The 25,722-nt window shown below is 35.0% G+C and carries 23 protein-coding genes; all 23 read left to right on the top strand.

Features of this window, described 5'->3' with window-relative positions; genetic code table 11:
• The first annotated feature begins 41 nt into the window (after window positions 1–41).
• The 23 genes from ligA (at window position 42) to N7659_RS04975 (ending at window position 25,686) form a co-directional block, all read left to right on the top strand.
• Window positions 42–1,997, top strand: a complete 1,956-nt coding sequence (gene ligA, locus N7659_RS05085; protein WP_263276131.1) for an NAD-dependent DNA ligase LigA — start codon at window positions 42–44, stop codon at window positions 1,995–1,997.
• An 11-nt stretch (window positions 1,998–2,008) separates the two neighbouring features.
• Window positions 2,009–3,049, top strand: coding sequence for a diacylglycerol kinase family lipid kinase (locus N7659_RS05080; RefSeq protein ID WP_263276130.1), 1,041 nt, complete (start codon window positions 2,009–2,011; stop codon window positions 3,047–3,049).
• A complete protein-coding gene (gene pulA, locus N7659_RS05075) occupies window positions 3,042–5,363 on the top strand; it encodes a type I pullulanase (RefSeq protein ID WP_263276129.1) in 2,322 nt (773 codons plus the stop codon). Before N7659_RS05080 ends, pulA begins: the two co-directional genes overlap by 8 nt.
• An 82-nt stretch (window positions 5,364–5,445) precedes the next feature.
• Window positions 5,446–7,320: a 1,4-alpha-glucan branching protein GlgB gene (gene glgB, locus N7659_RS05070; RefSeq protein WP_263276128.1), complete on the top strand. Its 1,875-nt coding sequence runs from the start codon at window positions 5,446–5,448 to the stop codon at window positions 7,318–7,320.
• A 24-nt stretch (window positions 7,321–7,344) separates the two neighbouring features.
• On the top strand, window positions 7,345–8,484 hold the full coding sequence (locus N7659_RS05065; RefSeq protein WP_263276127.1) for a glucose-1-phosphate adenylyltransferase: 1,140 nt from the start codon (window positions 7,345–7,347) through the stop codon (window positions 8,482–8,484).
• Window positions 8,474–9,604 (top strand): glucose-1-phosphate adenylyltransferase subunit GlgD, encoded by a 1,131-nt coding sequence (gene glgD, locus N7659_RS05060; RefSeq protein WP_263276126.1) that lies wholly within the window; start codon window positions 8,474–8,476, stop codon window positions 9,602–9,604. The genes N7659_RS05065 and glgD overlap by 11 nt, the downstream gene beginning before the upstream one ends.
• Window positions 9,601–11,028, top strand: coding sequence for a glycogen synthase GlgA (gene glgA, locus N7659_RS05055; protein WP_263276125.1), 1,428 nt, complete (start codon window positions 9,601–9,603; stop codon window positions 11,026–11,028). Before glgD ends, glgA begins: the two co-directional genes overlap by 4 nt.
• 22 nt (window positions 11,029–11,050) lie before the next feature.
• Window positions 11,051–13,447, top strand: a complete 2,397-nt coding sequence (locus N7659_RS05050) for a glycogen/starch/alpha-glucan phosphorylase (RefSeq protein ID WP_263276124.1) — start codon at window positions 11,051–11,053, stop codon at window positions 13,445–13,447.
• A 148-nt stretch (window positions 13,448–13,595) separates the two neighbouring features.
• Window positions 13,596–13,796, top strand: coding sequence for a F0F1 ATP synthase subunit C (locus N7659_RS05045; protein ID WP_018370083.1), 201 nt, complete (start codon window positions 13,596–13,598; stop codon window positions 13,794–13,796).
• A gap of 51 nt (window positions 13,797–13,847) precedes the next feature.
• Window positions 13,848–14,540: a F0F1 ATP synthase subunit A gene (gene atpB / locus N7659_RS05040; RefSeq protein WP_263276123.1), complete on the top strand. Its 693-nt coding sequence runs from the start codon at window positions 13,848–13,850 to the stop codon at window positions 14,538–14,540.
• Between the two features lie 19 nt (window positions 14,541–14,559).
• Window positions 14,560–15,066: a F0F1 ATP synthase subunit B gene (atpF, locus tag N7659_RS05035; RefSeq protein ID WP_263276122.1), complete on the top strand. Its 507-nt coding sequence runs from the start codon at window positions 14,560–14,562 to the stop codon at window positions 15,064–15,066.
• Window positions 15,066–15,602 carry a F0F1 ATP synthase subunit delta gene (locus N7659_RS05030; RefSeq protein ID WP_263276121.1) on the top strand — a complete coding sequence of 179 codons (537 nt, stop codon included), beginning with the start codon at window positions 15,066–15,068 and terminating at the stop codon, window positions 15,600–15,602. Before atpF ends, N7659_RS05030 begins: the two co-directional genes overlap by 1 nt.
• Before the next feature lie 15 nt (window positions 15,603–15,617).
• Window positions 15,618–17,123: a F0F1 ATP synthase subunit alpha gene (gene atpA, locus N7659_RS05025; protein ID WP_263276120.1), complete on the top strand. Its 1,506-nt coding sequence runs from the start codon at window positions 15,618–15,620 to the stop codon at window positions 17,121–17,123.
• Between the two features lie 14 nt (window positions 17,124–17,137).
• Window positions 17,138–18,016: a F0F1 ATP synthase subunit gamma gene (locus N7659_RS05020; protein WP_263276119.1), complete on the top strand. Its 879-nt coding sequence runs from the start codon at window positions 17,138–17,140 to the stop codon at window positions 18,014–18,016.
• 19 nt (window positions 18,017–18,035) lie between these two features.
• Window positions 18,036–19,442: a F0F1 ATP synthase subunit beta gene (gene atpD / locus N7659_RS05015; RefSeq protein WP_263276118.1), complete on the top strand. Its 1,407-nt coding sequence runs from the start codon at window positions 18,036–18,038 to the stop codon at window positions 19,440–19,442.
• Window positions 19,443–19,454: 12 nt separating this feature from the next.
• Window positions 19,455–19,871, top strand: coding sequence for a F0F1 ATP synthase subunit epsilon (locus N7659_RS05010; protein WP_263276117.1), 417 nt, complete (start codon window positions 19,455–19,457; stop codon window positions 19,869–19,871).
• Window positions 19,872–19,995: 124 nt separating this feature from the next.
• Complete coding sequence (locus N7659_RS05005) at window positions 19,996–20,223, top strand: DUF1146 family protein (protein WP_263276116.1); 228 nt, start codon at window positions 19,996–19,998, stop codon at window positions 20,221–20,223.
• A gap of 55 nt (window positions 20,224–20,278) precedes the next feature.
• Window positions 20,279–21,550 carry a UDP-N-acetylglucosamine 1-carboxyvinyltransferase gene (murA, locus tag N7659_RS05000; RefSeq protein WP_263276115.1) on the top strand — a complete coding sequence of 424 codons (1,272 nt, stop codon included), beginning with the start codon at window positions 20,279–20,281 and terminating at the stop codon, window positions 21,548–21,550.
• A 2-nt stretch (window positions 21,551–21,552) separates the two neighbouring features.
• Complete coding sequence (locus N7659_RS04995; RefSeq protein WP_263276114.1) at window positions 21,553–21,741, top strand: DNA-directed RNA polymerase subunit beta; 189 nt, start codon at window positions 21,553–21,555, stop codon at window positions 21,739–21,741.
• Window positions 21,742–21,768: 27 nt separating this feature from the next.
• On the top strand, window positions 21,769–22,638 hold the full coding sequence (locus tag N7659_RS04990; RefSeq protein ID WP_263276113.1) for a DNA/RNA non-specific endonuclease: 870 nt from the start codon (window positions 21,769–21,771) through the stop codon (window positions 22,636–22,638).
• Window positions 22,639–22,826: 188 nt separating this feature from the next.
• Complete coding sequence (yycF, locus tag N7659_RS04985) at window positions 22,827–23,537, top strand: response regulator YycF (protein ID WP_263276112.1); 711 nt, start codon at window positions 22,827–22,829, stop codon at window positions 23,535–23,537.
• Window positions 23,530–24,879, top strand: coding sequence for a cell wall metabolism sensor histidine kinase VicK (gene vicK / locus N7659_RS04980; protein ID WP_263276111.1), 1,350 nt, complete (start codon window positions 23,530–23,532; stop codon window positions 24,877–24,879). The genes yycF and vicK overlap by 8 nt, the downstream gene beginning before the upstream one ends.
• Entirely contained in the window at window positions 24,880–25,686 is an 807-nt protein-coding gene (locus tag N7659_RS04975) for an MBL fold metallo-hydrolase (RefSeq protein ID WP_263276110.1), read from the top strand.
• Window positions 25,687–25,722 lie beyond the last annotated feature (36 nt).

The following is a 25,722-nucleotide window of genomic DNA, read 5'->3' as shown; positions in this document are numbered from 1 at the left end:
CACCGAGAGCGTTTTTAATCTGAATATGATAAAATAATATTATGAAAAATCAAATGAAACAATTAGTTGAGCAACTAAATCACTATGCAAAAGAATACTATACTAATGACTCACCAAGTGTTTCTGATGCCGAGTATGATAAGCTTTATCGTCAGTTAGTTGACCTAGAAAAGAAACATCCGGAATTCGTTTTACCAGATAGCCCTACCCATAGAGTCGGTGGGGTCTTATTAGAGGCTTTTGAAAAATACGAACATCGCTATCCTTTATTTTCTTTACAGGATGCTTTTTCGCGTGAAGAATTAGACGCTTTTGATGAGCGGATTAAAGAAAAATTTCCAAAAGCAAGCTATGTTGCTGAATTAAAGATTGATGGCTTATCGATTTCTCTTACCTACACCAATGGTGTCTTAGAAGTTGGAGCAACAAGAGGAGATGGTCAGATTGGCGAAAACATCACCGAGAATTTAAAACGTATTAAAGATATCCCTTTAACGATTGCAAGTAAAGAAAGTGTGACAGTGCGTGGGGAAGCTTATTTACCAAAAGCTTCTTTTAATCAGATTAACCAAGAACGTCAAGAAAGTGGTTTGCAAGAATTTGCCAATCCAAGAAATGCAGCAGCAGGAACACTTCGTCAATTAGATACCAGTGTTGTAGCAAAAAGAAAATTAGCCACTTTTTTATATCAAGAAGCTGGTCCTTCCACAAAAGGAAGTCAAGAAGAAATCTTATCTCATTTATCACAGTTAGGTTTTTCAGTTAACAAAAAATATCTCAAGAGTTCTTCAATGACAACTATTTGGAATTTTATTAGTGAGATTGCTGGTAAAAGAAATGATTTACCCTATGATATTGATGGTATTGTGATTAAGGTCAATGAATTAGATATTCAAGAAGCACTTGGTTATACTGTGAAAGCTCCTCGCTGGGCGATTGCTTATAAATTCCCAGCTGAAGAAAAAGAAGCCAAAATTCTCTCTGTTGACTGGACTGTTGGTAGAACAGGTGTGGTCACACCGACTGCTAATCTAACCCCTGTTCAGCTAGCAGGAACAACAGTCAGTCGAGCCACACTTCACAATGTCGATTATATCGCTGAAAAAGATATTAGAATTGGTGATACGGTTATAGTTTATAAGGCAGGAGACATCATTCCTGCCGTTTTGAGAGTTGTTCTTGACAAACGTCAACAAGAAGAAAAAATGCCAATTCCTAGCCAATGTCCGTCTTGTTCAAGTGCTTTGATTCATTTTGATGAAGAAGTAGCCCTTCGTTGTATCAATCCAATGTGTCAAAGTCAATTGAAGGCAAGGCTTGAACATTTTGCCAGTCGTGATGCCATGAATATCAAAGGCTTAGGACCATCTATTGTTGAAAAATTATTCCAAGCCAATCTAGTCACTGACGTGTTAGATATTTACCGCTTATCTGTTGAGCAGTTGATGACACTTGAAGGCATTAAAGAAAAATCAGCACAAAAACTATATGATGCCATCAAAGCCTCTAAAAGGAATGCTGCTGATAAATTGTTGTTTGGTTTAGGCATTCGTCATGTAGGAAGCAAGGCCAGTCGATTATTACTGGAAAAATTTAACAGTTTAGACGATTTAGCTAAAGCAAGTGTGGATGCTATTGCAAGTATTGATGGTCTTGGTGAAACTATTGCTATCTCAGTGAAAACATTTTTTGATACATCAGGCAGTCAAACTCTGTTAGAGGAATTAAAGACATATCAAGTCAATACTGTCTACTCTTCTTCAAACAATCTAGAACAAACCCTTTCTGGAAAAACAGTTGTTTTAACTGGAAAATTACAACACATGACTAGAAATGAAGCCAAAGAAAAACTTATCCTATTGGGAGCCAATGTCACAGGTAGTGTTTCTAAAAAAACAGATATTGTTTTAGCAGGTGAAGATGCAGGGAGTAAGTTAACCAAGGCGCAAGCTTTAGGAATTTCTATTAAGGATGAGTCTTGGTTACAATCACTATAAATGAGGTTATTATGAAAAAACAAAAAAGAGCACGTCTGATCTATAATCCCATTTCAGGTCAAGAGATTATCAAAAAAAATGTGGCAGATATTTTAACTATTTTAGAAGGTTTTGGTTATGAAACAAGTGCCTTTCAAACGACACCAGAACCTAATTCTGCTAAAAAAGAAGCAAAGAGAGCAGCTATTTCTGGATTTGATTTGATAGTTGCTGCAGGTGGTGATGGAACGATTAACGAAGTTGTTAATGGGATAGCACCGCTTGATAAAAGACCAAAAATGGCCATCATTCCAACAGGAACAACTAATGATTTTGCTAGGGCTTTGAGAATTCCGAGGGGAAATCCTTTGAAAGCAGCAGAATTAATTGGTAAAAATCGTACATTAAACATGGATATCGGTAAGGCATTTGGTGATACTTATTTTATTAATATAGCTGCGGCAGGTAGTTTAACAGAATTAACTTATAGTGTTCCCAGTCAATTAAAGACCATGTTTGGTTATCTGGCTTATCTAGCAAAAGGAGTTGAACTCTTACCAAGACTTAGCGATATTCCAGTTAAAGTTTTTCATGATCATGGTATTTTTGAAGGAAATGTCTCGATGATTTTTGCTGCTCTAACTAATTCAGTTGGTGGTTTTGAACAAATTGCTCCCGATGCTAAATTAGATGATGGGAATTTTACATTAATTTTAGTAAAAACTGCCAATCTTTTTGAAATTGTTCACCTTCTACGTTTAATGTTAATGGGCGGAAAACACATTGACCATAAACACATTGAGTACATTAAAACTAGTCAAATGATTATCGAACCACAAACCAATCAAAAAGTCATGATTAATTTAGATGGAGAATATGGTGGAGATGCCCCTCTTAAATTAAAAAATTTAAAAAATCATATCACTTTTTATACCAATATTGATGACTTGGATGATGAAGCAATTAGATTTGATCAAGATGAATTGGTATTAGAAGCAATTGCTCAAAAATTTGCACATGAGGTTGATGATTTAAATCAACTAATGGATAAGGATAAAGGAGAAAATGACTAATACAGATAATATAGTGATTGTTCATTATCACAGCAAATGTGGTAATTACTATGATCGAAATATTTGGCAATGGAGTGAAAATGAACTAGGAAAAGAAGTTAATTTTTTGCGCTTTGATAGTTTTGGAGCTGTGGCGCATTTGAATTACCAAGCACCAGCATTTGTGCCACAAGCTTATCTTTTATTTAAAAGCCATGGCTGGAGTCAAAAAACACCTGATTATCAAATTAATCGAAACTTTGGTGAGAAAAAAACAGAAGTCTGGATTGTTGATGGCGATGATACGGTTTATTATTCTAGACAAGCCGCTGTTGCCAGTCATTTTTATGGTAGACGCTCACCACGTAGCTTTGATATGGCAGTTAATAGTTTTTCTTTTGACAAGAAATGGGGCTTTGATGGTTGGTTAGGTTTTCATTACACAAAAGAAGAAACAAAATTTCGCTTGTGGGCACCAACCGCTGAAAAGGTGGAGTTAATCCTTTATGCCACTTCTGATAATAAGGCAAGTGTCTCAAAAGTAATTTCAATGGCGCGTGGAAAAGTAGAGAACCATGATAACCACAAAGAAAACTCACATGGTGTCTGGTTTTTAACAGTTGCAGGTGATTTAAATTTTCAAGCTTATCGTTACCGCATCTACTATCGCAAAAGAACTTTTAAAGAAACGAGAGACCCTTATTCGATTGCAACAACAGCTAACGGTAGACGTTCAGTGGTTGTCTCAAAAGAAGTAAGAACACCAGAAAATTTTACTGTTAAGCATCTTAATGAAGCAACTTGGCGACTTGATAATCCTAATAAAGCCGTTATCTATGAAATGCATATTCGCGATTTTTCCAAATCACCAACGTCAGGTGTTCGCTATGAAAATAGAGGAAAGTTTCGTGGTGCTTTTGAAGAGGGAACAAAAAATAGCTATGGTGATATGACAACCTTTGATTATATAAAAAACTTAGGGGTTACACATATTCAGCTTCAGCCTATTTTTGACCATCATCAACAATTTGATTCTGATGGCGAATATGCTTATAATTGGGGTTACGATCCTGAAAATTATAATGTGCCTGAGGCTAGTTTTTCGTCAAATCCTCATAATCCAGTGAGTCGTATTTTGGAGTTGAAAGAACTCATTCAAGCTTATCATGATGCAGGTATTGCTGTTATTATGGATGTGGTTTATAACCATACTTATTCTTCAAAAGATTCAGCCCTCCAAATGGCTGTCCCTGATTATTACTATCGAATGAATACCAATGGGACTTTTCAAAATGGCTCTGGTTGTGGTAATGAAACAGCCAGTGAAAAAGAAATGTTTCGAAAATATATGGTAGACTCCATTCTTTACTGGGTAAAGGAATATAATATTGATGGTTTTCGCTTTGATTTGATGGGATTACATGATATAGCAACAATGAATCATATCAGAAATAGACTCAATGACATCGATCCAAGAATCATGATGTATGGTGAGGGTTGGGACATGGGAGTTGGTCTTTTACCAGAACACAAGGCAAGAAAACAAAATGCAGCTCAAATGCCTGGTATTGGATTTTTCAACGATGATCAAAGAAATGCCATCAAAGGTGCTGAAGTTTATGGTCATATTAAAAAAGGATTTGTTTCTGGAGAGCCAACTGAGGATATTGTGGCTAAAAGTATATTAGGAAGTGATGAGCTTGTTCAATACCTAGCACCACAGCAAGTTTTAAATTATGTTGAAGCTCATGATAACTACAACTTAAATGACCTACTTCTTGAACTTCATCCAGAAGATGATCAAAACACACATATCAAACGTGTTGAATTAGCGACTGCAATGAATCTTTTGATGCAAGGCATGAGTTTTATGCAATTGGGGCAAGAATTCCTAAGAACAAAGCTTGTTCCTACTGGTGAAAATAACACTCTTACTTTTGAAGATAAAGAACGAGCGATGAACTCTTACAATGCCCCTGATAATGTTAATCAAGTCAATTGGCAAAACGTGACTCTTTATAAACCAACCGTTGAATTTGTTAAAGCTTTGATTGAACTGAAAACAAAAACTAATCATTTTAGCTATTCAAGTTTTAAAGAAATACGTGAACATGTTTTTGTGGAAGAAGCCAACTACCAATCTGGTGTGATTAGTTTTATTGTCAAGGATGAAAAAAATTATAAAATTGTTTTCAATCTCAGTGGAAATGATTTGCAAATTGATATGACAAAGTATAATAAATATGATATAATGATATCAAATAGTAAGCGTTATCAAAACCCTAAAAACAGGGTTGATAATTTAACAGCTACGGTCTTTGATATCACCGATTAACCTGATATTTATCAGGTTATTTTTGTTTTAAAAAGGATTTAAAACATGGAGAATTTCATGATTATATTAGAGGGAAGAAAATATGACAAAAAAAGATAGTATCTGGTTTTTTGGAAAAGGAGAGAATTTCCACTCGCAAGAATTGCTTGGTGTTCATCCTGAATCACGACACAATGAAGATGGTTATGTTTTTCGTGTGTGGGCACCTAACGCTGAAAGAGTAGCTCTTATTGGAGACTTTACTAACTGGCATGATAATCCTCTTGCCATGCAAAAAAATGAGTCAGGTATTTGGGAAATTCATACCACACAAGCAAAAGAAGGTCATATTTACAAGTATCTTGTGACAAGACAAGGTGGTGAAATTGTTGAGAAAACAGATCCTTATGCTTTCCAAATGGAAAAAAGACCAGCCACAGGTGCTATTGTTAAAACACTCTCTAATAAAAAATGGAAAGATGGTCTTTGGTTAGGACGGCGAAAAAGATTTGGTTTTAAGAACCGCCCAATCAATATTTATGAAGTTCATGCTGGATCATGGAAAAAAGATGACACTGGTAAACCTAACGGTTTTTCTAAACTTAAAAAAGAGTTAATCCCTTATCTTGTTGAGATGAACTATACACATGTTGAGTTTCTTCCTTTGATGTCTCATCCTTTAGATATGAGCTGGGGCTATCAATTAATGGGTTACTTTGCATTTGAACAAACCTACGGCACTCCCGAAGAATTTCAAGATTTTGTTGAAGCGTGTCATCTTAACAATATCGGTGTCATTCTTGACTGGGTTCCAGGGCATTTCATCGTCAATGATGATGCTCTTGCTTATTTTGATGGTACACCAACCTACGAATACCATGATTATGACAGGGCACATAATTATCGTTGGGGTGCCCTTAATTTTGATTTAGGGAAAAATCAAGTGCAGTCCTTTCTGATTTCAAGTGCTTTGTTTTGGATAGAGCACTACCATGTTGATGGCATTCGTGTTGATGCTGTGAGCAATATGCTTTATCTCGATTATGACGAAGGGCCTTGGTCACCTAATAAAGATGGTGGTAACCGAAATCTAGAAGGCTATGCTTTTTTACAAAAACTAAATAACGTTGTTAAACACTATCATCCGGATGTGATGATGATAGCGGAGGAATCAACAGCTTTTACCCCAATAACGCTTCCCATCTCAGAAGGTGGCTTAGGCTTTGATTATAAGTGGAATATGGGCTGGATGAACGATATTCTAAGATTTTATGAAAAAGATCCCATTTATCGTCAGTTTGAATTTAATCTCGTTACTTTTAGTTTCATGTACGTTTTTAGTGAGAATTTTATCCTTCCATTTTCTCATGATGAAGTAGTTCATGGTAAAAAAAGTATGATGCATAAGATGTGGGGCGATCGCTACCATCAGTTCTCTGGTCTTAGAAATCTCTATACCTATCAAATTTGTCATCCTGGAAAGAAATTACTTTTTATGGGTAGTGAATTTGGTCAATTTCTAGAATGGAAATACAATGAACAGCTAGAATGGTCAAATTTAGAAGATCCTTTAAATAAAAAAATGCAAGATTTTACGCGTTTTCTCAATCAATTCTACAAGGACAATAAAGTCTTATGGCAAGTTGATGATAGTTATGATGGATTAGACATTATAGATGCAGATAATAGCTCAGAGACTGTCTTATCATTTATCAGAAAAAACAGTAAGGGTGACTTACTAGTTTGTGTCTTTAACATGACACCTGTTGAAAGAAAATATTTTACTATTGGTGTCCCTATTTCAGGCATTTATGCAGAAGTTTTCAACACGGAATTAGAAGCGTTTGGAGGTGTTTGGCAAACAACAAATCCAGATACAAAATCACAAAGAAAATTATGGAAACACTATGATCATACCATCAGTTTTACGCTTCCAGCACTTGGTGCTAGTATTTGGAAGATTAAAAGACGCCTATAAATAATAAGTGAAAGGAAGAAATAGATGAAAAATGAAATGTTGGCCTTAATACTTGCTGGTGGGCAAGGAACTCGTTTAGGAAAATTAACTCAAACCATCGCAAAACCCGCTGTTCAATTTGGAGGAAGATATCGCATTATTGATTTTGCTCTCTCAAATTGTGCCAACTCAGGTATCCATAATGTTGGTGTTATCACACAATACCAACCATTAGCTCTAAATAGCCATATTGGTAATGGTTCATCTTGGGGACTGGATGGCATTGATTCAGGAGCTACTATTTTACAACCTTATTCGGCAACAGAAGGTAATCGTTGGTTCCAAGGAACTAGCCATGCTATTTATCAAAATATTGACTATATTGATAGTATCAATCCAGACTATGTCTTGATTTTATCTGGTGACCACATTTATAAGATGGATTATGATGCTATGCTTCAAACCCATAAAGATAATTTAGCCAGTTTAACAGTAGCTGTTATTGATGTGCCTTTAAAAGAGGCCCATCGTTTTGGTATCATGAACACCGACTCTAATAATCGCATTGTCGAATTTGAAGAAAAGCCTGAACATCCTAAGTCTACAAAAGCATCAATGGGGATTTATATTTTTGATTGGCCACGACTTCGCGAAATGCTGATTAATGCAGAAAAAAATAATGTTGATATGTCAGATTTTGGTCACCATGTTATTCCAGCTTATTTGGAATCTGGCGAGCGTGTTTATACCCACAATTTTAATGGCTATTGGAAAGATGTTGGGACTATAGAATCACTATGGGAAGCTAATATGGAATATATTGCAATTGATAATCAACTCAATAGCCGTGATAGAAATTGGAAAATTTATTCTAAAAGTCATATTGCACCGCCTAATTTTATAACGGATAAAGCGCGTGTTAAAGATTCCTTAGTCGTTGATGGTTGCTTTGTTGCTGGTCATGTTGAAAATTCAATCTTGTCAACAAATGTTCAAGTTAAAGAAAATGCCTTTATTAAAGATAGTTTTATCATGAGTGGTGCCAAAATTGGGAAAAATACTATAATTGTGAGAGCAATCATTGGTGAGGGTGCCATCATTAGTGATAATGTTGTCATAGATGGGACAAATGAAGTACAAGTTGTTGGCTATAATGAAAAAGTGGGGGTTCCAAATGAAGATTGATAAATATTCTGCTATATTAGGAAATGCAGTCGGCTATCATGACATGGCTGAATTAACAGCAAACCGTCCCTTGGCAAACTTGCCATTTGATGGGAAATACCGTTTGATTGATTTTCAACTATCAAGTTTAGCAAATGCAGGTATTAGGAGTGTCTACGGTATCTTTAGAGGTCAAAATATTAGATCTGTCTTTGACCATATTAGAAGTGGTCGTGAATGGGGATTAAGCACACTTCTTAGCCATTATTTCCTTGGATTCTATAACACTCAAAGTACCGATGAGTATACTGACGAAGATTATTACAATCAAATTTTGACTTATTTAAAACGTTCAGGGAGTGATCAAACGATTTATATGACTTGTGATATCTTGTGTAATATCAATCTTGAACAAGTCATTCATTTGCATAATGTCAATAAACGTCAGATAACGGTAGTTTATAAAAAATTACCTCAAAAAATGGTATCCCCCGTTAATGACATTTTAGAAATTGATGAATTAGATAATGTCATTGGCAAAAAAGAAAAAGCTGATAGTGAATTAGTTTCTATGTCAGCAGATATCTATGTGGTTAATACGCCTTGGCTTATTGAAAAAATGGAAGAAGAATTAAAAACTGGCAAACTTCGCAAAATAAGATATTTACTCAGAGATTTGATTGTTACAGAAAAAGCTCTTGCTTTTGAATATACAGGTTATTTATCCAATATTAATTCTGTGAAATCATATTTTGAAGCTAACATGGATATGTTAGACTCACAAAAATTTTACTCTCTTCTTTATAGTAATCAGAAAGTTTATACCAAAATTAAAAACGAAGAGGCAACCTTCTTTGATAAAAAATCAACAGTTCTCAATTCACAATTTGCCTCAGGAAGTATCATTAAAGGGCATGTTGAGCATTCTATTATTTCAAGAAATTGTTATATTAAAGAGGATGCTAAAATAACAAATGCTATCATTTTTCCTAAAGTGACGATTGAAGAAGGTGCAGTTGTTGAGTATGCTATTATTGATAAAGGCAATACTATCCCAAAAGGTGTGACCATTAAAGGAACAAAAGAAGAGCCTCTAGTCATTGCTAAAGGTCAAAAAGTAGATGGAGATATTATCAAATGAAGATTATGTTTGTTGCTGCAGAAGCTAGCCCCTTTGTCAAAACAGGAGGTTTGGGTGATGTGATTGGAGCGCTCCCAAAGTCTTTGGTTAAAAAAGGTCATGATGTTAGTGTTGTCTTACCTTATTATGATTCTGTTGATTATCACTTTGCTGATCAGGTTGAAGATGTTTTATATTATTTCACCAATGTTGGTTGGCGTCATCAGTATGTTGGTGTCAAAAAATTGATTCAAAATAATGTCACCTTCTATTTTCTTGATAATCGTGATTATTTCTTTAGAGGGACAGTTTATGGAGAATGGGATGATGGCGAAAGATTTGCCTTTTTCCAACTGGCCGCTATTGAGCTAATGGAAAAAATTGATTTTATTCCAGACATTCTTCATGTCCACGATTATCACACTGCCATGATTCCTTATCTTCTAAAAGAAAAATACCAATGGATTGAAGCCTACAATGATATTAAAACAGTTTTCACCATTCACAATATTGAATTTCAAGGACAGTTTGAGCCAGGGATGCTTTGGGATTTATTTGGTGTTGGTCTAGAAAGATATGAAGATGGCACATTAAGATGGAATGATTGTTTAAACTGGATGAAAGCAGGAGTCCTTTATGCCAATTCGGTGACGACAGTTTCACCAACTTATGCTGAAGAAATCATGACCTCTGCCTTTGGTAAGGGTTTAGAAACAGTCATGCGTATGGAAGCCAATAAGTTAACAGGAATTGTCAATGGTATTGATACCGATCTCTTTAATCCAGAAACAGATACTCATTTAATTGCTAATTTTTCAAATGAAAACATGGCAAATAAAGCTCTTAACAAAAAAGACCTCCAAGAACATGCTGGTTTACCTGTTCGAGAAGATGTGCCACTTATTGGTATTGTGTCTCGTTTAACTGATCAAAAAGGATTTGATTTGGTGGTTAGAGAACTCCACAACATTCTCCAGTATGATCTTCAAATCGTGCTTTTAGGAACAGGTTATAATGGTTTTGAGAATGCTTTTAGCTGGTTTGCTTCAAAATACCCAGATAAACTTTCTGCTAATATCACCTTTGATTTAGAATTTGCCCAAAAAATTTATGCTGGAAGCGATCTCTTTTTAATGCCTAGTGCCTTTGAACCTTGTGGTCTCTCTCAAATGATGGCGATGAGATATGGAACGCTTCCAATTGTTCATGAAGTTGGTGGTCTAAAAGATACTGTTATACCATACAATGCTTATGATAAGACTGGTACAGGCTTTTCCTTTAATCACTTTTCAGGTTACTGGTTAACAAAAGCAGTTGAAGGAGCTATTGAGCTGTATTATAATAATAAAGAAGAGTTTAGTCATCTTCAAAAAAGTGCTATGAAACAAGATTTTTCTTGGGAAACAGCTAGTAAAGCCTATGATGAGCTATACCGAAAGCTTTAATAAAAGCAAAGAAAGGACTATCATGTCACTAACAAAAGAACAATTTATCAGGGATTTTAAGGATGCCCTACATGAAGAACATCTGATTAAAATTCCCGTAGCAACTCCTACAGAGCTTTTCACTTCTTTGGCTAAGGTGATTAGAAAATACTATACTCCCAAGTGGCTAGAAAGAAACAAAAGACTCTCAGACGATCAAGAAAAGATTGCCTTCTATTTTTCTATTGAATTTTTACCAGGACGGATGCTTGAAACCAATCTCCTTAATTTAGGAATTCTTGATTTGGTAAAAGATGGTTTCTCAGATTTGGGGATTGATTTTGAAGCTGTCAAAAATGCTGAGCATGATATGGCTCTTGGTAATGGTGGATTAGGACGCTTGGCAGCAGCCTTTATGGACTCACTAGCAACGACTGGTTACCCAGGTTTTGGTAATGGTCTTCGCTATCAGTATGGATTATTCAAGCAAAAAATTGTTAATGGTCACCAAGTAGAATTACCAGATGCTTGGTTTGGTTCAGTCGGAAATGTTTGGGAAGTCCGTAAAGATCACGATATTGTTGATGTTAAATTATATGGTAATGTTCATCTTGAGATGAATGAAGACGGAAAACTCATTCCCATTTATGAAAATTCTCAAATCCTTAGAGCTGTTCCTTATGATGTCCCTCAATTAGGTTACCAAAATGATATTGTCAATAATTTAAGACTCTGGGATGTTGAAATTCCAGAGGAATACGAATTGCATTACCCAACCTTAGAAGCTCGTCGCAAAGTACAAGATATCACAGCTGTTTTATATCCAGATGACACTAGTTATGAAGGAAAAGAATTACGACTCACACAAGAATACTTTATGACGAGTGCTGGTCTTCAAACGATTATTAAGTATTATTTAAAACAAGGAAGACCACTTGAGAAAATTCATGAAAAAGTATCTGTCCATATCAATGATACTCACCCAGCAGTAGCGCCGGCTGAATTTATGCGTCTACTCATTGATGAGTATGGTTTAGAATGGCAAGAAGCTTGGGAGACTACCATTAAAACCATGAGTTACACCAACCATACGATTTTATCTGAGGCTCTAGAAAAATGGGATGAAGGACTCTTTAAAAAGCTTTTACCAAGGGTTTATCAAATCATCCTAGAAATTGATAATCGTTATGTTGTCAAAATGGCTACTGATGGGGTGGATCCAAATATTATTGAAAAAACAAGAATTGTAAAAGATGGACAAATCCATATGGCTCACTTAGCTATCATTGGGGGTTATTCTGTAAATGGAGTGGCAAAACTCCACACAAAACTACTGAAAGAAGATACACTTAGTGATTTTTATGCCATTTATCCAGAAAAATTTAACAATAAAACAAATGGTATTGTTCAAAGACGTTGGACACAAATTGCCGCACCAGAATTATCTGAACAAATTGACAAAGTCATTGGCTGTGACTGGCGTAAAGATATTCATCAGCTTGAAGAATTAAAACATCATATTAATGACGATACTGTTTTAAATGATTTTTACTGTGTGAAACAAAAAGCCAAAGAACGACTAGCGACTTATATCTATGAAACAACAGGAATTACAGTTTCGACGCAAGCCATTTTTGATGTGCAAGTCAAAAGACTTCATGCTTATAAACGTCAACTTCTCAATTTGATGCACATTATTAAACTTTATTGGGATTTAAAAGATAATCCTGATAAAGATATGGTGCCAAGAGTCTTTATTTTTGGAGCAAAAGCTGCTCCGGGCTACCATTTTGCTAAGTCTGTTATCAAGTTAATCAATGAAGTGGCAAATCTTGTCAATAATGATGTTGACTTAAAGGATAAATTAAAAGTTGTTTTCTTAGAAAACTATAACGTTAGTTTAGCGGAGTTAATTATTCCAGCTGCAGATGTTTCTGAACAAATTTCGTTAGCATCAAAAGAAGCATCAGGAACATCAAATATGAAATTTATGATGACAGGTTCAGTGACTCTAGCAACTTTAGATGGTGCTAACATCGAAATCAAAGATGAAGTGGGCGATGATAACATTGTTATTTTTGGGATGACTAAAGACGACGTCTACGATCACTATCGAAAACACGATTATTATTCTCGTGGTATTTATGAAAATCAACCAGTTATTAAGCGTGTGGTTGATACTTTTGTTGATGGTTCTATTTCAGATGTTGTTAGTGAAGGAATGGAAATTTTTGAATCACTGATTACTCACAATGATGAGTATTTCTTGCTAGAAGATTTCATGAGTTATGTTGAAGCACAAGAAAAAATTGACCACTTATATCGTGACAAGAAAGTTTGGTCTCAAATGAGATTGATGAATATCGCTAAGTCACATAAATTCTCATCAGATGATACCATCTCACAATACGCTGAAGAATTGTGGCAAATTAAAAAATAGTAAAATAAAGGTTTTTGTCACATCTTTTTTGAAACGGCAAAAAACCTTTGTTTTTTTAACTATTCTTTTAAAGTTATATTTGACAAACTTAAAAAATAGGACTACACTAGATTGGTAAAAAATTTTTAAACATAAGGAGTATTTACAAATGACATTAGGTATTTTAGCTTTAGGAATAGCCTGTTTTGGAGTAAGTCTTGCAGAAGGTTACTTGGTTTCAAACTTTATGAAGGCTGTTTCACGTCAACCAGAATTATTTGATAAATTAAGACCTATCATTTTCCTTGGTATTGGCTTTATTGAAGGAACATTCTTTGTTACTTTAGGGATGTCATTATTCCTTAAATAATAGATGACTATGCAATTTGTAGAAAGAAGGTGGACTTAGTTGGAATCAGAAATGCCGATAGTACATATAGGGCCAGTTGCTTTTGATTTGACCATACTTATCATGTCTGCTTTAATTGTTGTTCTTGTCTTTGCTTTAGTGTTTTGGGCTAGTCGTAACATGACCCTAAAACCTAAAGGAAAACAAAATGTTCTTGAGTATGTTTATGATTTTGTTTTTGGTGTTATTAAAGGAGAACTTGGTGAGAAACTTGGAAAACAATTCACACCATTTTTCTTTGTGGTGTTTACTTTTTTGCTGTTTGCCAATAATTTAGGCTTAATGACAAAAATTCAAACCCCAGATGGTTTTAACTGGTGGGGATCGCCCACCTCTAACATGGCTTTTGACTTTGCCTTGTCTATTTTAATGTCAATTGTTATTCAATATCAGGCGATAAAGATAAGAGGGATTAAGCATTACATTAAAGGTTTCATTACACCAATAGCTATGACACCAATGAACTTACTTGAAGAAGTCACCAACATTGTGTCGTTATCACTACGTCTTTATGGTAATATTTTCTCGGGAGAGATTTTACTGTCATTACTGTTGCAAATGGCTAATCAAAGTATTTTTCTTGCCCCATTTGCTTTAGGGATGAATATTGTATGGGTAGGTTTTTCGGCCTTCATTTCATGTTTGCAGGCTTATGTCTTTATACTACTTACTTCTATTTATCTCGGAAAAAAAGTAAATAGTTAGTAAGAAAGGAAAGTAGATTATGTATATTTTATCAACAGTAGGACTTAATATTTTAATTGGAAACTTTATCATTGTGACAGGTAGTTTTCTGATTTTATTAGTCCTTATCAAAAAGTTTGCTTGGGGAAAACTCCTTGCCATCTTTGAAGAACGTGAAAAAAGAATTTCTAATGATATCGATAGTGCTGAGCACGCTAAAGTGAGAGCAGAAAAATTAGCCAACAAGCGTGAAGTTGCTTTAAATGAAGCTAAGAGTGAAGCCAATAAAATCATTGATAATGCTAAAGAAATTAGTCATGAACAAGGCAACAAGATTATCACTGAAGCAAAAGAAACAGCTGATTCAATAAAAGATAAGGCTCAACAAGATATTGCAAGAGAAAAAGAAGAAGCTTTGTCAAGTATCAAAGGAGAAGTCAGTCACTTAACCATTTTGTTAGCTGAAAAGATTCTCAACGAACAACTTGATGCATCATCTAAAACTCAATTAGTGGATGATTATCTTGATAAATTAGGAGAAGCTTAATGGACAAAAGAACTTATCGTCTCATTGAGCAATATGCTAAAAGTCTTGTTGAGGTAGCGATTGAAAAAAATGTTATTGACGTGATTGAAGAAGACATTTCAGATATATTAACGATTTGCCATGAAAATCATTTAGAAAAGTATTTTGCAGATCTTAGTATTTCTGTTTCTGATAAGATAAAGTTAGTCAGACTATTTCAGGAATCTCAATCTGAGTATTTAAACAACTTTCTTGAAGTTGTCATTCAAAATGACAGAATGGCTCTACTTGTCCCGATTTTTGAAACAGTCCTAGAACAGCTATCACGTCAAACCAACACCTTTGATATCAAAGTAACCTCTGCTGTTTCTTTAACAGAAACTCAAAGAGAGCGTCTTTTAGCAATTGTTGCTCAAAAGTTTGATTTAACGCCTCGTCGTTTAATCGAAGAAATCGATGAAGATTTAATTGGTGGCTTTATTATTTCAGCGAATAATAAGGTTATTGATACAAGTATTCGTCGTCAATTACAAACATTAAAAATGAAATTAAAATAGAAAGTGGTGTGGCTTTTGGCAATTAATGCACAAGAGATTAGCGCTTTAATTAAAAAGCAAATAGAAAATTTTCAGCCAGATTTTGACGTCAGTGAAACAGGTATAGTTACCTACATTGGTGATGGTATCGCAAGAGCAAGAGGCCTTGATAATGCCATGAGTGGTGAACTCCTTGAATTTGAAAATGGTGTTTATGGCATGGCTCAAAATTTGGAGTCAAATGATATAGGTATCATCATTCTTGGAGATTTTAGTTCTATTCGTGAAGGTAATCTCGTTAAACGAACTGGAAAAATTATGGAAGTTCCGGTGGGAGAAGAACTCATAGGTAGAGTTGTTAACCCTTTGGGACTACCTGTTGATGGGTTGGGAGATATTAAGACTGATAAAACACGCCCAGTAGAAGCGCCTGCACCAGGTGTTATGGAGCGTAAATCAGTATCAGAACCATTACAAACTGGACTAAAAGCCATTGATGCCTTAGTCCCTATTGGTCGTGGTCAAAGAGAACTTATCATTGGTGATAGACAAACAGGTAAAACAGCAGTGGCAATCGATACGATTCTAAATCAAAAAGGTCAAGATATGATTTGTATTTATGTTGCGATTGGTCAAAAAGAATCTACTGTTAGAACACAAGTAGAAACATTAAGACGCTACGGTGCTCTTGATTACACTATTGTTGTTACTGCATCTGCTTCACAACCTTCGCCACTTTTATTTATTGCACCTTATGCTGGTGTCGCTATGGCTGAAGAGTTTATGTATAATGGCAAACACGTTCTTGTTGTTTATGATGATTTGTCAAAACAAGCTGTTGCTTATCGTGAGTTATCACTCTTGCTAAGACGTCCGCCAGGGCGTGAAGCTTATCCAGGTGATGTTTTCTATCTTCACAGCCGTTTATTAGAGAGATCTGCAAAAGTTTCTGATGAATTAGGTGGTGGTTCTATTACAGCTCTTCCATTTATTGAAACACAAGCCGGCGATATCTCAGCTTATATTGCAACCAATGTGATTTCGATTACGGATGGTCAAATTTTCCTTCAAGAAAGTTTATTTAATTCAGGTATTCGTCCAGCTATTGATGCAGGGTCATCTGTATCTCGTGTTGGTGGTAGTGCTCAAATTAAAGCCATGAAAAAAGTAGCGGGAACTTTGCGCTTAGACTTAGCATCTTATAGAGAATTAGAAGCCTTTACCCAATTTGGCTCTGATTTGGATGCTGCGACACAAGCTAAGTTAAATCGTGGTCGTCGTACAGTAGAAGTTTTAAAACAACCTTTACATAAACCATTACCTGTAGAAAAACAAGTTGTTATTCTTTATGCTTTGACCCATGGCTTCTTAGATGATGTTCCAGTCAATAATATTCTTAATTTTGAACAAGGTCTTTATGACTACTTTGATTCTAATTATGAAACTATTTTTGAGATGATTAGAACAACCAAAGATCTTCCAGAAGAAGCCGTTTTGGATGAAGCCATTCAAGCATATAAAGATCAATCACAGTATAAATAAAGGAGGGTTCTTAAATGGTAGGCTCTCTCAGTGAAATAAAATCAAAAATTATTTCAACAGAAAAAACAAGTAAAATTACAAGTGCGATGAGAATGGTATCATCAGCAAAATTAGTTCAATCAGAACAAGCTGCCAAACATTTTCAAATTTATGCTTCAAAAATTCGTCAAATCACAACTGATTTACTAAAATCAGAATTATCAGGTGAAAGTATTAATCCAATGTTGGTTGCAAGAGAAGTTAAAAAAACAGCCTACGTTGTTATTACTTCTGATAAAGGCCTTGTCGGTGGCTACAATTCTAAAATATTAAAAGCCATGATGGACATTATTGAAGAATATCATTCAAACAGTGATGATTATGCCATTATCTCAATAGGTGGTGTTGGTTCAGATTTTTTCAAAGCTAGAAAAATGAATGTTTTGTTTGAACTGAGAGGTTTACAAGACCAACCAAGCTTTGAACAAGTTGGACAAATTCTTTCAAAAACTGTTGAAATGTATAAAAACGAATTATTTGATGAAGTTTATGTTTGTTACAATCACCATGTTAATAGTCTAACTAGTCAAGTTCGTGTTGAACAAATGCTTCCTATTGCTGATTTAGATGCTAAAGAGGCAACAGAAGAAGATATTAGCAGTTTTGAATTGGAACCAAATCGTGAAGTTATTTTAGAACAGTTGTTGCCTCAATACACTGAAAGTCTGATTTATGGTGCTATTGTTGATGCTAAAACAGCTGAGCATGCCGCTGGTATGACAGCAATGCAAACAGCAACTGATAATGCTAAAAATGTTATTAATGATTTAACCATTCAATACAATCGTGCAAGACAAGCAGCGATAACGCAAGAAATTACAGAGATTGTAGCTGGTGCTAATGCACTTGAATAATATGAAAAAGGAGAAATACATGAGCTTAGGCAAAATTGCTCAAGTTATTGGTCCAGTAGTTGATGTTGTGTTTGCAACAGGAGATCAATTACCTGAGATAAATAATGCGCTAGTTGTATATAAAGACGGCGACAAAAAACAAAAAATCGTTTTAGAAGTAGCTCTTGAACTTGGTGATGGTATGATTCGTACTATTGCTATGGAATCAACAGATGGTTTAAAACGAGGATTAGAAGTGTTTGATACTGGTCGTCCGATTAGTGTCCCTGTTGGTAAAGAAACACTTGGTCGTGTATTTAATGTTTTAGGAGAAACAATTGACCTAGAACAACCATTTTCAGATCAAGCGCTACGTCAACCAATTCATAAAAAGGCACCTTCTTTTGATGAATTAGCAACCTCTACTGAAATACTTGAAACTGGGATTAAAGTGATTGACTTACTAGCACCTTATCTTAAGGGAGGAAAAGTTGGTCTCTTTGGTGGTGCCGGAGTTGGAAAAACCGTTCTTATTCAAGAATTAATTCATAACATTGCTCAAGAACACGGTGGTATTTCTGTTTTTACAGGTGTTGGTGAAAGAACGCGTGAAGGAAATGACCTTTATTGGGAAATGAAGGAATCTGGTGTTATTGAAAAAACTGCCATGGTATTTGGGCAGATGAATGAGCCACCAGGAGCAAGAATGCGTGTTGCCTTAACAGGTTTAACCATTGCTGAGTACTTCCGTGATGTTGAAGGTCAAGATGTACTTTTATTCATTGATAATATTTTCCGTTTCACTCAAGCTGGTTCTGAAGTTTCTGCGCTTTTAGGACGTATGCCTTCAGCCGTTGGTTATCAACCAACGCTTGCTACTGAGATGGGACAATTACAAGAGCGTATCACTTCAACTAAAAAAGGTTCTGTAACATCAATCCAAGCTATTTATGTCCCAGCTGATGACTATACAGACCCAGCTCCTGCAACGGCATTTGCACATTTGGACTCAACAACAAACCTTGAACGTAAGTTAACACAAATGGGTATCTATCCTGCTGTTGACCCTTTGGCATCAAGTTCTCGCGCTTTATCCCCTGAAATTGTAGGACGTGAGCACTATGAAGTAGCTACTGAAGTTCAAAGAGTTCTTCAGCGTTATCGTGAATTGCAAGATATTATTGCTATTCTTGGTATGGATGAATTATCTGATAAAGAAAAAACATTGGTTGGTAGAGCTCGTCGTATCCAATTTTTCCTTTCTCAAAACTTTAATGTGGCTGAACAATTTACTGGTCAACCAGGTTCTTATGTACCAGTTTCAGAAACAGTTCGTGGCTTTAAAGAAATTCTGGCAGGTAAGTATGATGATCTTCCTGAAGATGCTTTTAGAAGTGTCGGAAGAATTGAAGATGTGATTGAAAAAGCTAAGAAAATGGGCTTTTAGTGAGGTAATCAAATGCAACATATGACGGTACAAATTGTGACACCGGACGGTCTCAAGTATAATCACCATGCAGCTTTTGTTTTAGCACATACTAAAGCGGGTGAAATTGGGATTTTACCAAAACATATCAACATGATTGCACCGTTAGAGGTTCATGAAGTCAAAATTAGACGTGTTGATGATGTTTCTCATGTTGATTGGGTTGCTGTTAATGGTGGTATATTAGAAATCAAGAATAATCTGATTACGATTGTTGCTGACTCTGCAGAACGCAAACGTGATATCGATGTTAGTCGCGCTGAACGTGCTAAAATGCGTGCTGAACAAGCTCTTGAAGAAGCACAAAAAGATCATAAGATTGATGAGATGAAACGTGCTAAAGTTGCTCTACAAAGAGCTATCAATCGTATTTCAGTTGGTAATAAATAAAATCCAACAAGACTTGGGAGTACCAAGTCTTTTTATTTTAAAAAAGGAAAACGAGTCTTAGAGCAAGGCGGGTAAACAATTTACTGTCATCTCTGTTTTTTTTTGTTATAATAGAAAGATGGAAATGATTGATTTAATGGTTCGTTTTATTACTCACCTAGTATTGATAGGAATGACTTACCAATTGCTTGTCACCTTATTTGACTGGGGAAAAATCGTAAAACAACCAACCTTGAATGTCGGCAAAATTAAGTTACTTATCTTGTTTATCAGTATTAGCATTGGTTTTATGGTGAGTAACTTTATCATTACAATAATTGAAATATCACAAAGGCTATTTTTGTTCTTTTAATATCAAAAAATAATTAATTTTTAGCATTATCTTAGCTATAGAATGGAGACGTATTATGGATAAAATTATTATTGAAGGTGGTAACACCCGCCTAAAAGGAGAAGTGGTTATTGAAGGCGCAAAAAATGCTGTTCTTCCACTTTTGGCGGCTACTATTTTACCTTCAAAAGGAAAAACGTTATTAAAAAATGTTCCGATTTTATCTGATGTCTATACAATGAATCACGTGGTTCGTGGCTTAAATATTTCTGTTGATTTTGATGAAGAGAAAAAAGAAATATTAGTCGATGCAACCGGTGATATATTAGCAACTGCACCGTATGAATTTATCAATAAAATGAGAGCTTCAATTGTTGTTTTAGGACCTATATTGGCTCGTAACGGTTATGCCAAGGTTTCTATGCCCGGAGGCTGTACAATAGGAAGTCGTCCAATTGATTTACACTTAAAAGGTTTAGAAGCGATGGGGGCTGAAATTCATCAGGAAAATGGTGATATTACGGCAACTGCTAAACGTTTAAAAGGTGCTCATTTTTATATGGACTTCCCAAGTGTTGGTGCTACTCAAAATCTAATGATGGCAGCAACATTAGCAGAAGGTAAAACAGTTATTGAAAACGCTGCGAGAGAGCCTGAAATTGTTGATTTGTCTCTTTTGTTAAATAAAATGGGAGCAAATATTAAAGGAGCTGGTACAGAAACGATTACGATTATTGGTGTAGATAGCTTACATGGTGCTGAACATGGTGTTGTTCAAGACCGAATTGAAGCAGGTACTTTTATGGTAGCGGCTGCCATAACTAGTGGTGATGTTCTCGTAAAAGATGCGATTTGGGAACATAATCGCCCTTTAATCTCAAAATTAAGAGAGATGGGAGTTGAGGTGACCGAAGAAGAAGGTGGCATTCGTGTTAAATCTGATCTTGAAAAATTAAAACCTGTTACAGTTAAAACGATGCCTCACCCGGGTTTTCCAACAGATATGCAAGCTCAGTTTACGGCCCTAATGGCCATGGTTAAAGGTGAATCAACGATGATTGAAACGGTATTTGAGAATCGTTTTCAACACTTAGAAGAGATGCGCCGTATGGGATTAACTATTGAGATTTTACGTGATACTGCCATCATCCATGGTGGTAGAAAACTGCAGGGTGCCCCTGTGATGTCAACCGATTTAAGAGCTAGTGCAGCCCTTATTTTAGCTGGAATGGCAGTAGAAGGGACAACAACAGTTGGTAAATTAATCCATCTTGATCGTGGTTATTATCAATTCCATGAAAAATTATCCAAACTTGGTGCTCACATTAAAAGAGTTAGTGGAGAATAAGAATGAAAGAAAGATTTCTCGATGTTGCTAAGAAATTTGGTCTAGTAGCATTGGTAGCTGTTTTAAGTCTTTGTTTTTTAGCAATAGGCTTAATGATAGGTTATAGTTTTTTTGGTGGTGGAAAAGACCCTTTGTCTATTTTATCAATAGATCATTGGCAAGCAATCATTAGTAAGTTCACTGGAAACTAGTTGCTATTGCCTAAATGAAAGGATTTTATGGCTAGAAAAACAAAAAAACAACAAAAAGCAATTATCTCTTTACTATCTGTTATTATCGTTTTGGGGCTATCTTATATTGTCTCAAATGATGCCATTTCAAATAGTCATCCGATCAAGCAGTTAGCACAATTATTTGTAGAGGATAATTCCAAACAAAATTCAGAAAATATTTCCTTTCAAGATAGTACACCTGATGAAGCTTTAGCTAGATCGGTTTTAACAAGTTCTGTTATCAAACAAATCGGTCAAGAGATAGAATGGAATAATGCTGGGGCCTTTATCGTTAATCATAATCAAACCGATTTAAACGCTAAGGTCACAAGTGCTCCTTATATTGATATTAAAACCAAAAAAATAAAAGGAGAAGTCATCCCAACGGTGGCTAATACTTTATTGACTAAGAATACTCGTCAATATAAAAACCGAGAAGAAACAGGCAATGGTTCAACATCTTGGACACCACCTGGTTGGCATCAAGTTTATGATTTAACAGGTGATTTTGATCATGCTGTTGATCGTGGTCATCTTGTTGCTTATTCTTTAATTGGTAATTTAAGAGGATTTGATCCTTCAGCTAGTAATCCACAAAATATTGCCACACAAACTGCGTGGTCCAACCAAGCAAATAGTCAGTTTTCTACCGGCCAAAATTATTATGAAACAATTGTACGTAAAGGATTAGATAATAATAAAATTATCCGTTACCGAGTGACCTTAATTTATGATGATAATGACATTGTAGCTAGAGGTCGACAAATTGAAGCCAAATCTTCTGATGGATCAATAGAGTTTAATGTCTTTATTCCAAATGTTCAAAAAGGACTGAGAATTGATTATGACACTGGTCAAATCACTTTAACAGATTAATGCTTTCTCTTAAATGAGAAAGTTTTTTGTTATCTTTTAGTTTTTTATTAGTGTTTAGTGATTGAAAGTTTCTATTTTTTTGTAAATTTGGTATAATTTAGGAAATAATTGTAACTACTTACTCATAAGGAGTAATAGTATAAAATGGATATTAAAAGAATCCGTGATAAAACGAGAGAGAGGCCATTATGAAAAAAATACTTGTTGTCGATGATGAAAAGCCAATTTCGGATATCATTAAATTTAACTTAACCAAAGAAGGATATGACGTTATTACTGCTTTTGATGGCAGAGAAGCTTTAGAAAAATTCAACGATGAAAAGCCTGATTTACTTATTTTGGATTTAATGTTGCCTGAGTTAGATGGTTTAGAAGTGGCAAAAGAAGTTAGAAAAACAAGCCATCTTCCAATCATTATGCTTTCTGCAAAAGATAGTGAGTTTGATAAAGTTATCGGGTTAGAAATTGGTGCTGATGATTATGTTACAAAACCATTTTCAAACAGAGAATTACTGGCACGTATTAAAGCTCATTTACGTCGTACTGAAAATATTGAAACAGCCGCTTCAGAAGATAATAAAAAAGGATTGAAACCAACGATTGTTGTTGGAGATTTAGAAATTCTTCCAGATGCTTTTGTGGCTCAAAAACATGGTTCTGAAATTGACTTAACCCATCGTGAATTTGAATTACTTCATCACTTAGCAACTCATATGGGTCAAGTGATGACACGTGAACACTTGTTGGAAACTGTTTGGGGTTATGACTACTTTGGTGATGTTAGAACGGTTGATGTTACTATTCGTAGACTCCGTGAAAAAATTGAAGACCAACCAAGTCGACCAGAATATATTCTGACACGTCGCGGTGTTGGTTATTATATGAAAAATTATGAATAATGTATCGGATGATTTAACACTTTTTGAGCTGTCTCTATTAATTTTACTAACAGTAGCAGCAATTTATTTTGTTTATTCAGCCTTAAAAGATTATCGTCAGGCTAAAACGATTAAACAAATGAATGAAAAAATCTATTCATTGATGGCTGGTGATTATTCAGAAATTCTTGATGTCAAATCAAGTCAAGATTTGGTTGAATTAGCTGAAAACATCAATGATTTATCTCGAGTTTTTCATTTAACGCATGATAAGTTATCACAAGAAACCAATAGATTATCAAGCATTCTTGCTTATATGAGTGATGGTGTTCTTGCAACTGATCGAGGTGGTAAAATTATCATGATTAATGATACTGCTCAAAAACAACTCAATTTAACAAGAGAAGAGGCTCTTGAATTAAACATTTTAGACATTTTTGATGCTGATAATGAGTATACCTATCATGATTTGGTGTCAAAAACACCTGAAGTTGTTCTTAACCGTCGTAATGATATCGGAGAATTTGTTACGCTTAGAATAAGATTTGCTTTGAATAGACGAGAGAGTGGCTTTATTTCTGGTTTGGTTGCCGTATTACATGATACAACCGAGCAAGAAAAAGAAGAACGTGAGCGTCGTTTGTTTGTATCGAATGTTAGTCATGAATTGAGAACACCATTAACATCTGTTAAGTCCTATCTTGAAGCTCTTGATGATGGAGCGTTAAGAGATGAGATTGCGCCTAATTTTATTAGAGTTTCCCTTGATGAAACTAACCGCATGATGCGAATGATTAATGATCTTTTAAATTTATCTAGGATTGATAATCAGGCAACCCAACTCAATGTGGAATTAACAAATTTTACTTCTTTTATGACTTTTATCTTGAATCGTTTTGATCAAATCAGATTAAATCGAGAAACGTCAGAAAAAAAATACACGATTGTAAGAGATTATCCCCTTCAATCTATCTGGATTGAAATTGATAATGACAAAATGACACAAGTGATTGATAATATTATCAATAATGCTATTAAATACTCTCCAGATGGTGGTAAAATCAAGATTAACATGAGAACAACAGATACACAATTGATTATTTCGATATCTGATGAAGGTTTAGGTATTCCTAAAAAAGATCTGCCTCTTATTTTTGACCGTTTTTACCGTGTTGATAAAGCAAGAAGTAGACAACAAGGTGGGACAGGATTAGGTTTATCTATTGCAAAAGAAATTATTAAACAGCATCATGGTTTTATCTGGGCTAAAAGTGATTATGGGCATGGCTCAACCTTTACCATTGTATTACCATATGAAAAAGACGCTATTTCTGTTGATGAATGGGAGGATACAGTCGGATAAATGGAAGAACGATTAGGATTTAAGTACAGTGTTTTAGCCTCTGGTTCAACAGGGAATTCGTTTTATATTGAAACACCTAAAAAAAAGTTGCTTATTGATGCTGGTTTATCAGGGAAAAAAATTATTCAACTACTATCTGAAATAGATCGAAAAGCTGAGGATTTGGATGCTATTTTAGTCACGCATGAACATAGTGATCACATTCAGGGTGTCGGTGTTTTAGCAAGAAAATTTAACTTAGATGTTTACGCCAATGAAAAGACATGGTCTGTTATGGATAAATTAATTGGTAAATTAGATGTGGCTCAAAAACACATTTTTGAACGTGGTACCACTAAAATATTTGGTGATTTAGACATCGAAAGCTTTGGTGTTAGTCATGATGCTATCGATCCCCAATTTTACCGTATCATGAAAGATAATAAAAGTTTTGTCTTACTAACTGATACAGGCTATGTTAGTGATCGCTTATCTGGTCTTATTGAAAATGCTGATGGTTATTTGATTGAATCTAATCATGATGTTGATATTTTACGTTCAGGAAAATATCCTTGGCGTCTTAAACAACGTATTTTATCAGATGAGGGACATCTTTCTAATGATGACAGTGCTGAAACAATGATAAGAACTTTGGGAAGTAAAACTAAGAGAATTCATTTAGGGCATCTTAGTCAAGAAAATAATTTAAAAGAGCTCGCTCGTCTAACAATGGAAACAGAATTGATGAGAGCAGATTTTGGTGTGGACCAAGATTTCAAAATATATGATACGTCACCAGATTCAGCCTCACCACTGTTAAAATTATGATAAGCTAACTTTAAATGATATCTTATCAGGATGTTA

Origin of the sequence: Streptococcus sp. CSL10205-OR2, from assembly GCF_025660655.1 — a bacterium.
Taxonomy (GTDB): Bacteria; Bacillota; Bacilli; order Lactobacillales; family Streptococcaceae; genus Streptococcus.
This window is presented reverse-complemented; position numbering and strand designations above follow the sequence as displayed.

Excerpts from the sequence above, each read along its gene's own strand:
- N7659_RS05045 (WP_018370083.1), top strand. The coding sequence starts at position 13,596 with ATGACATTAGGTATTTTAGCTTTAGGAATAGCCTGTTTTGGAGTAAGT.
- N7659_RS04990 (WP_263276113.1), top strand. The coding sequence starts at position 21,769 with ATGGCTAGAAAAACAAAAAAACAACAAAAAGCAATTATCTCTTTACTA.
- N7659_RS04995 (WP_263276114.1), top strand. The coding sequence starts at position 21,553 with ATGAAAGAAAGATTTCTCGATGTTGCTAAGAAATTTGGTCTAGTAGCA.
- ligA (WP_263276131.1), top strand. The coding sequence starts at position 42 with ATGAAAAATCAAATGAAACAATTAGTTGAGCAACTAAATCACTATGCA.
- N7659_RS05020 (WP_263276119.1), top strand. The coding sequence starts at position 17,138 with ATGGTAGGCTCTCTCAGTGAAATAAAATCAAAAATTATTTCAACAGAA.
- N7659_RS05005 (WP_263276116.1), top strand. The coding sequence starts at position 19,996 with ATGATTGATTTAATGGTTCGTTTTATTACTCACCTAGTATTGATAGGA.
- pulA (WP_263276129.1), top strand. The coding sequence starts at position 3,042 with ATGACTAATACAGATAATATAGTGATTGTTCATTATCACAGCAAATGT.
- atpD (WP_263276118.1), top strand. The coding sequence starts at position 18,036 with ATGAGCTTAGGCAAAATTGCTCAAGTTATTGGTCCAGTAGTTGATGTT.
- N7659_RS05050 (WP_263276124.1), top strand. The coding sequence starts at position 11,051 with ATGTCACTAACAAAAGAACAATTTATCAGGGATTTTAAGGATGCCCTA.
- N7659_RS05065 (WP_263276127.1), top strand. The coding sequence starts at position 7,345 with ATGAAAAATGAAATGTTGGCCTTAATACTTGCTGGTGGGCAAGGAACT.
- N7659_RS04975 (WP_263276110.1), top strand. The coding sequence starts at position 24,880 with ATGGAAGAACGATTAGGATTTAAGTACAGTGTTTTAGCCTCTGGTTCA.
- N7659_RS05010 (WP_263276117.1), top strand. The coding sequence starts at position 19,455 with ATGCAACATATGACGGTACAAATTGTGACACCGGACGGTCTCAAGTAT.
- atpF (WP_263276122.1), top strand. The coding sequence starts at position 14,560 with ATGTATATTTTATCAACAGTAGGACTTAATATTTTAATTGGAAACTTT.
- N7659_RS05030 (WP_263276121.1), top strand. The coding sequence starts at position 15,066 with ATGGACAAAAGAACTTATCGTCTCATTGAGCAATATGCTAAAAGTCTT.
- N7659_RS05080 (WP_263276130.1), top strand. The coding sequence starts at position 2,009 with ATGAAAAAACAAAAAAGAGCACGTCTGATCTATAATCCCATTTCAGGT.
- yycF (WP_263276112.1), top strand. The coding sequence starts at position 22,827 with ATGAAAAAAATACTTGTTGTCGATGATGAAAAGCCAATTTCGGATATC.
- glgA (WP_263276125.1), top strand. The coding sequence starts at position 9,601 with ATGAAGATTATGTTTGTTGCTGCAGAAGCTAGCCCCTTTGTCAAAACA.
- glgB (WP_263276128.1), top strand. The coding sequence starts at position 5,446 with ATGACAAAAAAAGATAGTATCTGGTTTTTTGGAAAAGGAGAGAATTTC.
- glgD (WP_263276126.1), top strand. The coding sequence starts at position 8,474 with ATGAAGATTGATAAATATTCTGCTATATTAGGAAATGCAGTCGGCTAT.
- atpB (WP_263276123.1), top strand. The coding sequence starts at position 13,848 with ATGCCGATAGTACATATAGGGCCAGTTGCTTTTGATTTGACCATACTT.
- vicK (WP_263276111.1), top strand. The coding sequence starts at position 23,530 with ATGAATAATGTATCGGATGATTTAACACTTTTTGAGCTGTCTCTATTA.
- murA (WP_263276115.1), top strand. The coding sequence starts at position 20,279 with ATGGATAAAATTATTATTGAAGGTGGTAACACCCGCCTAAAAGGAGAA.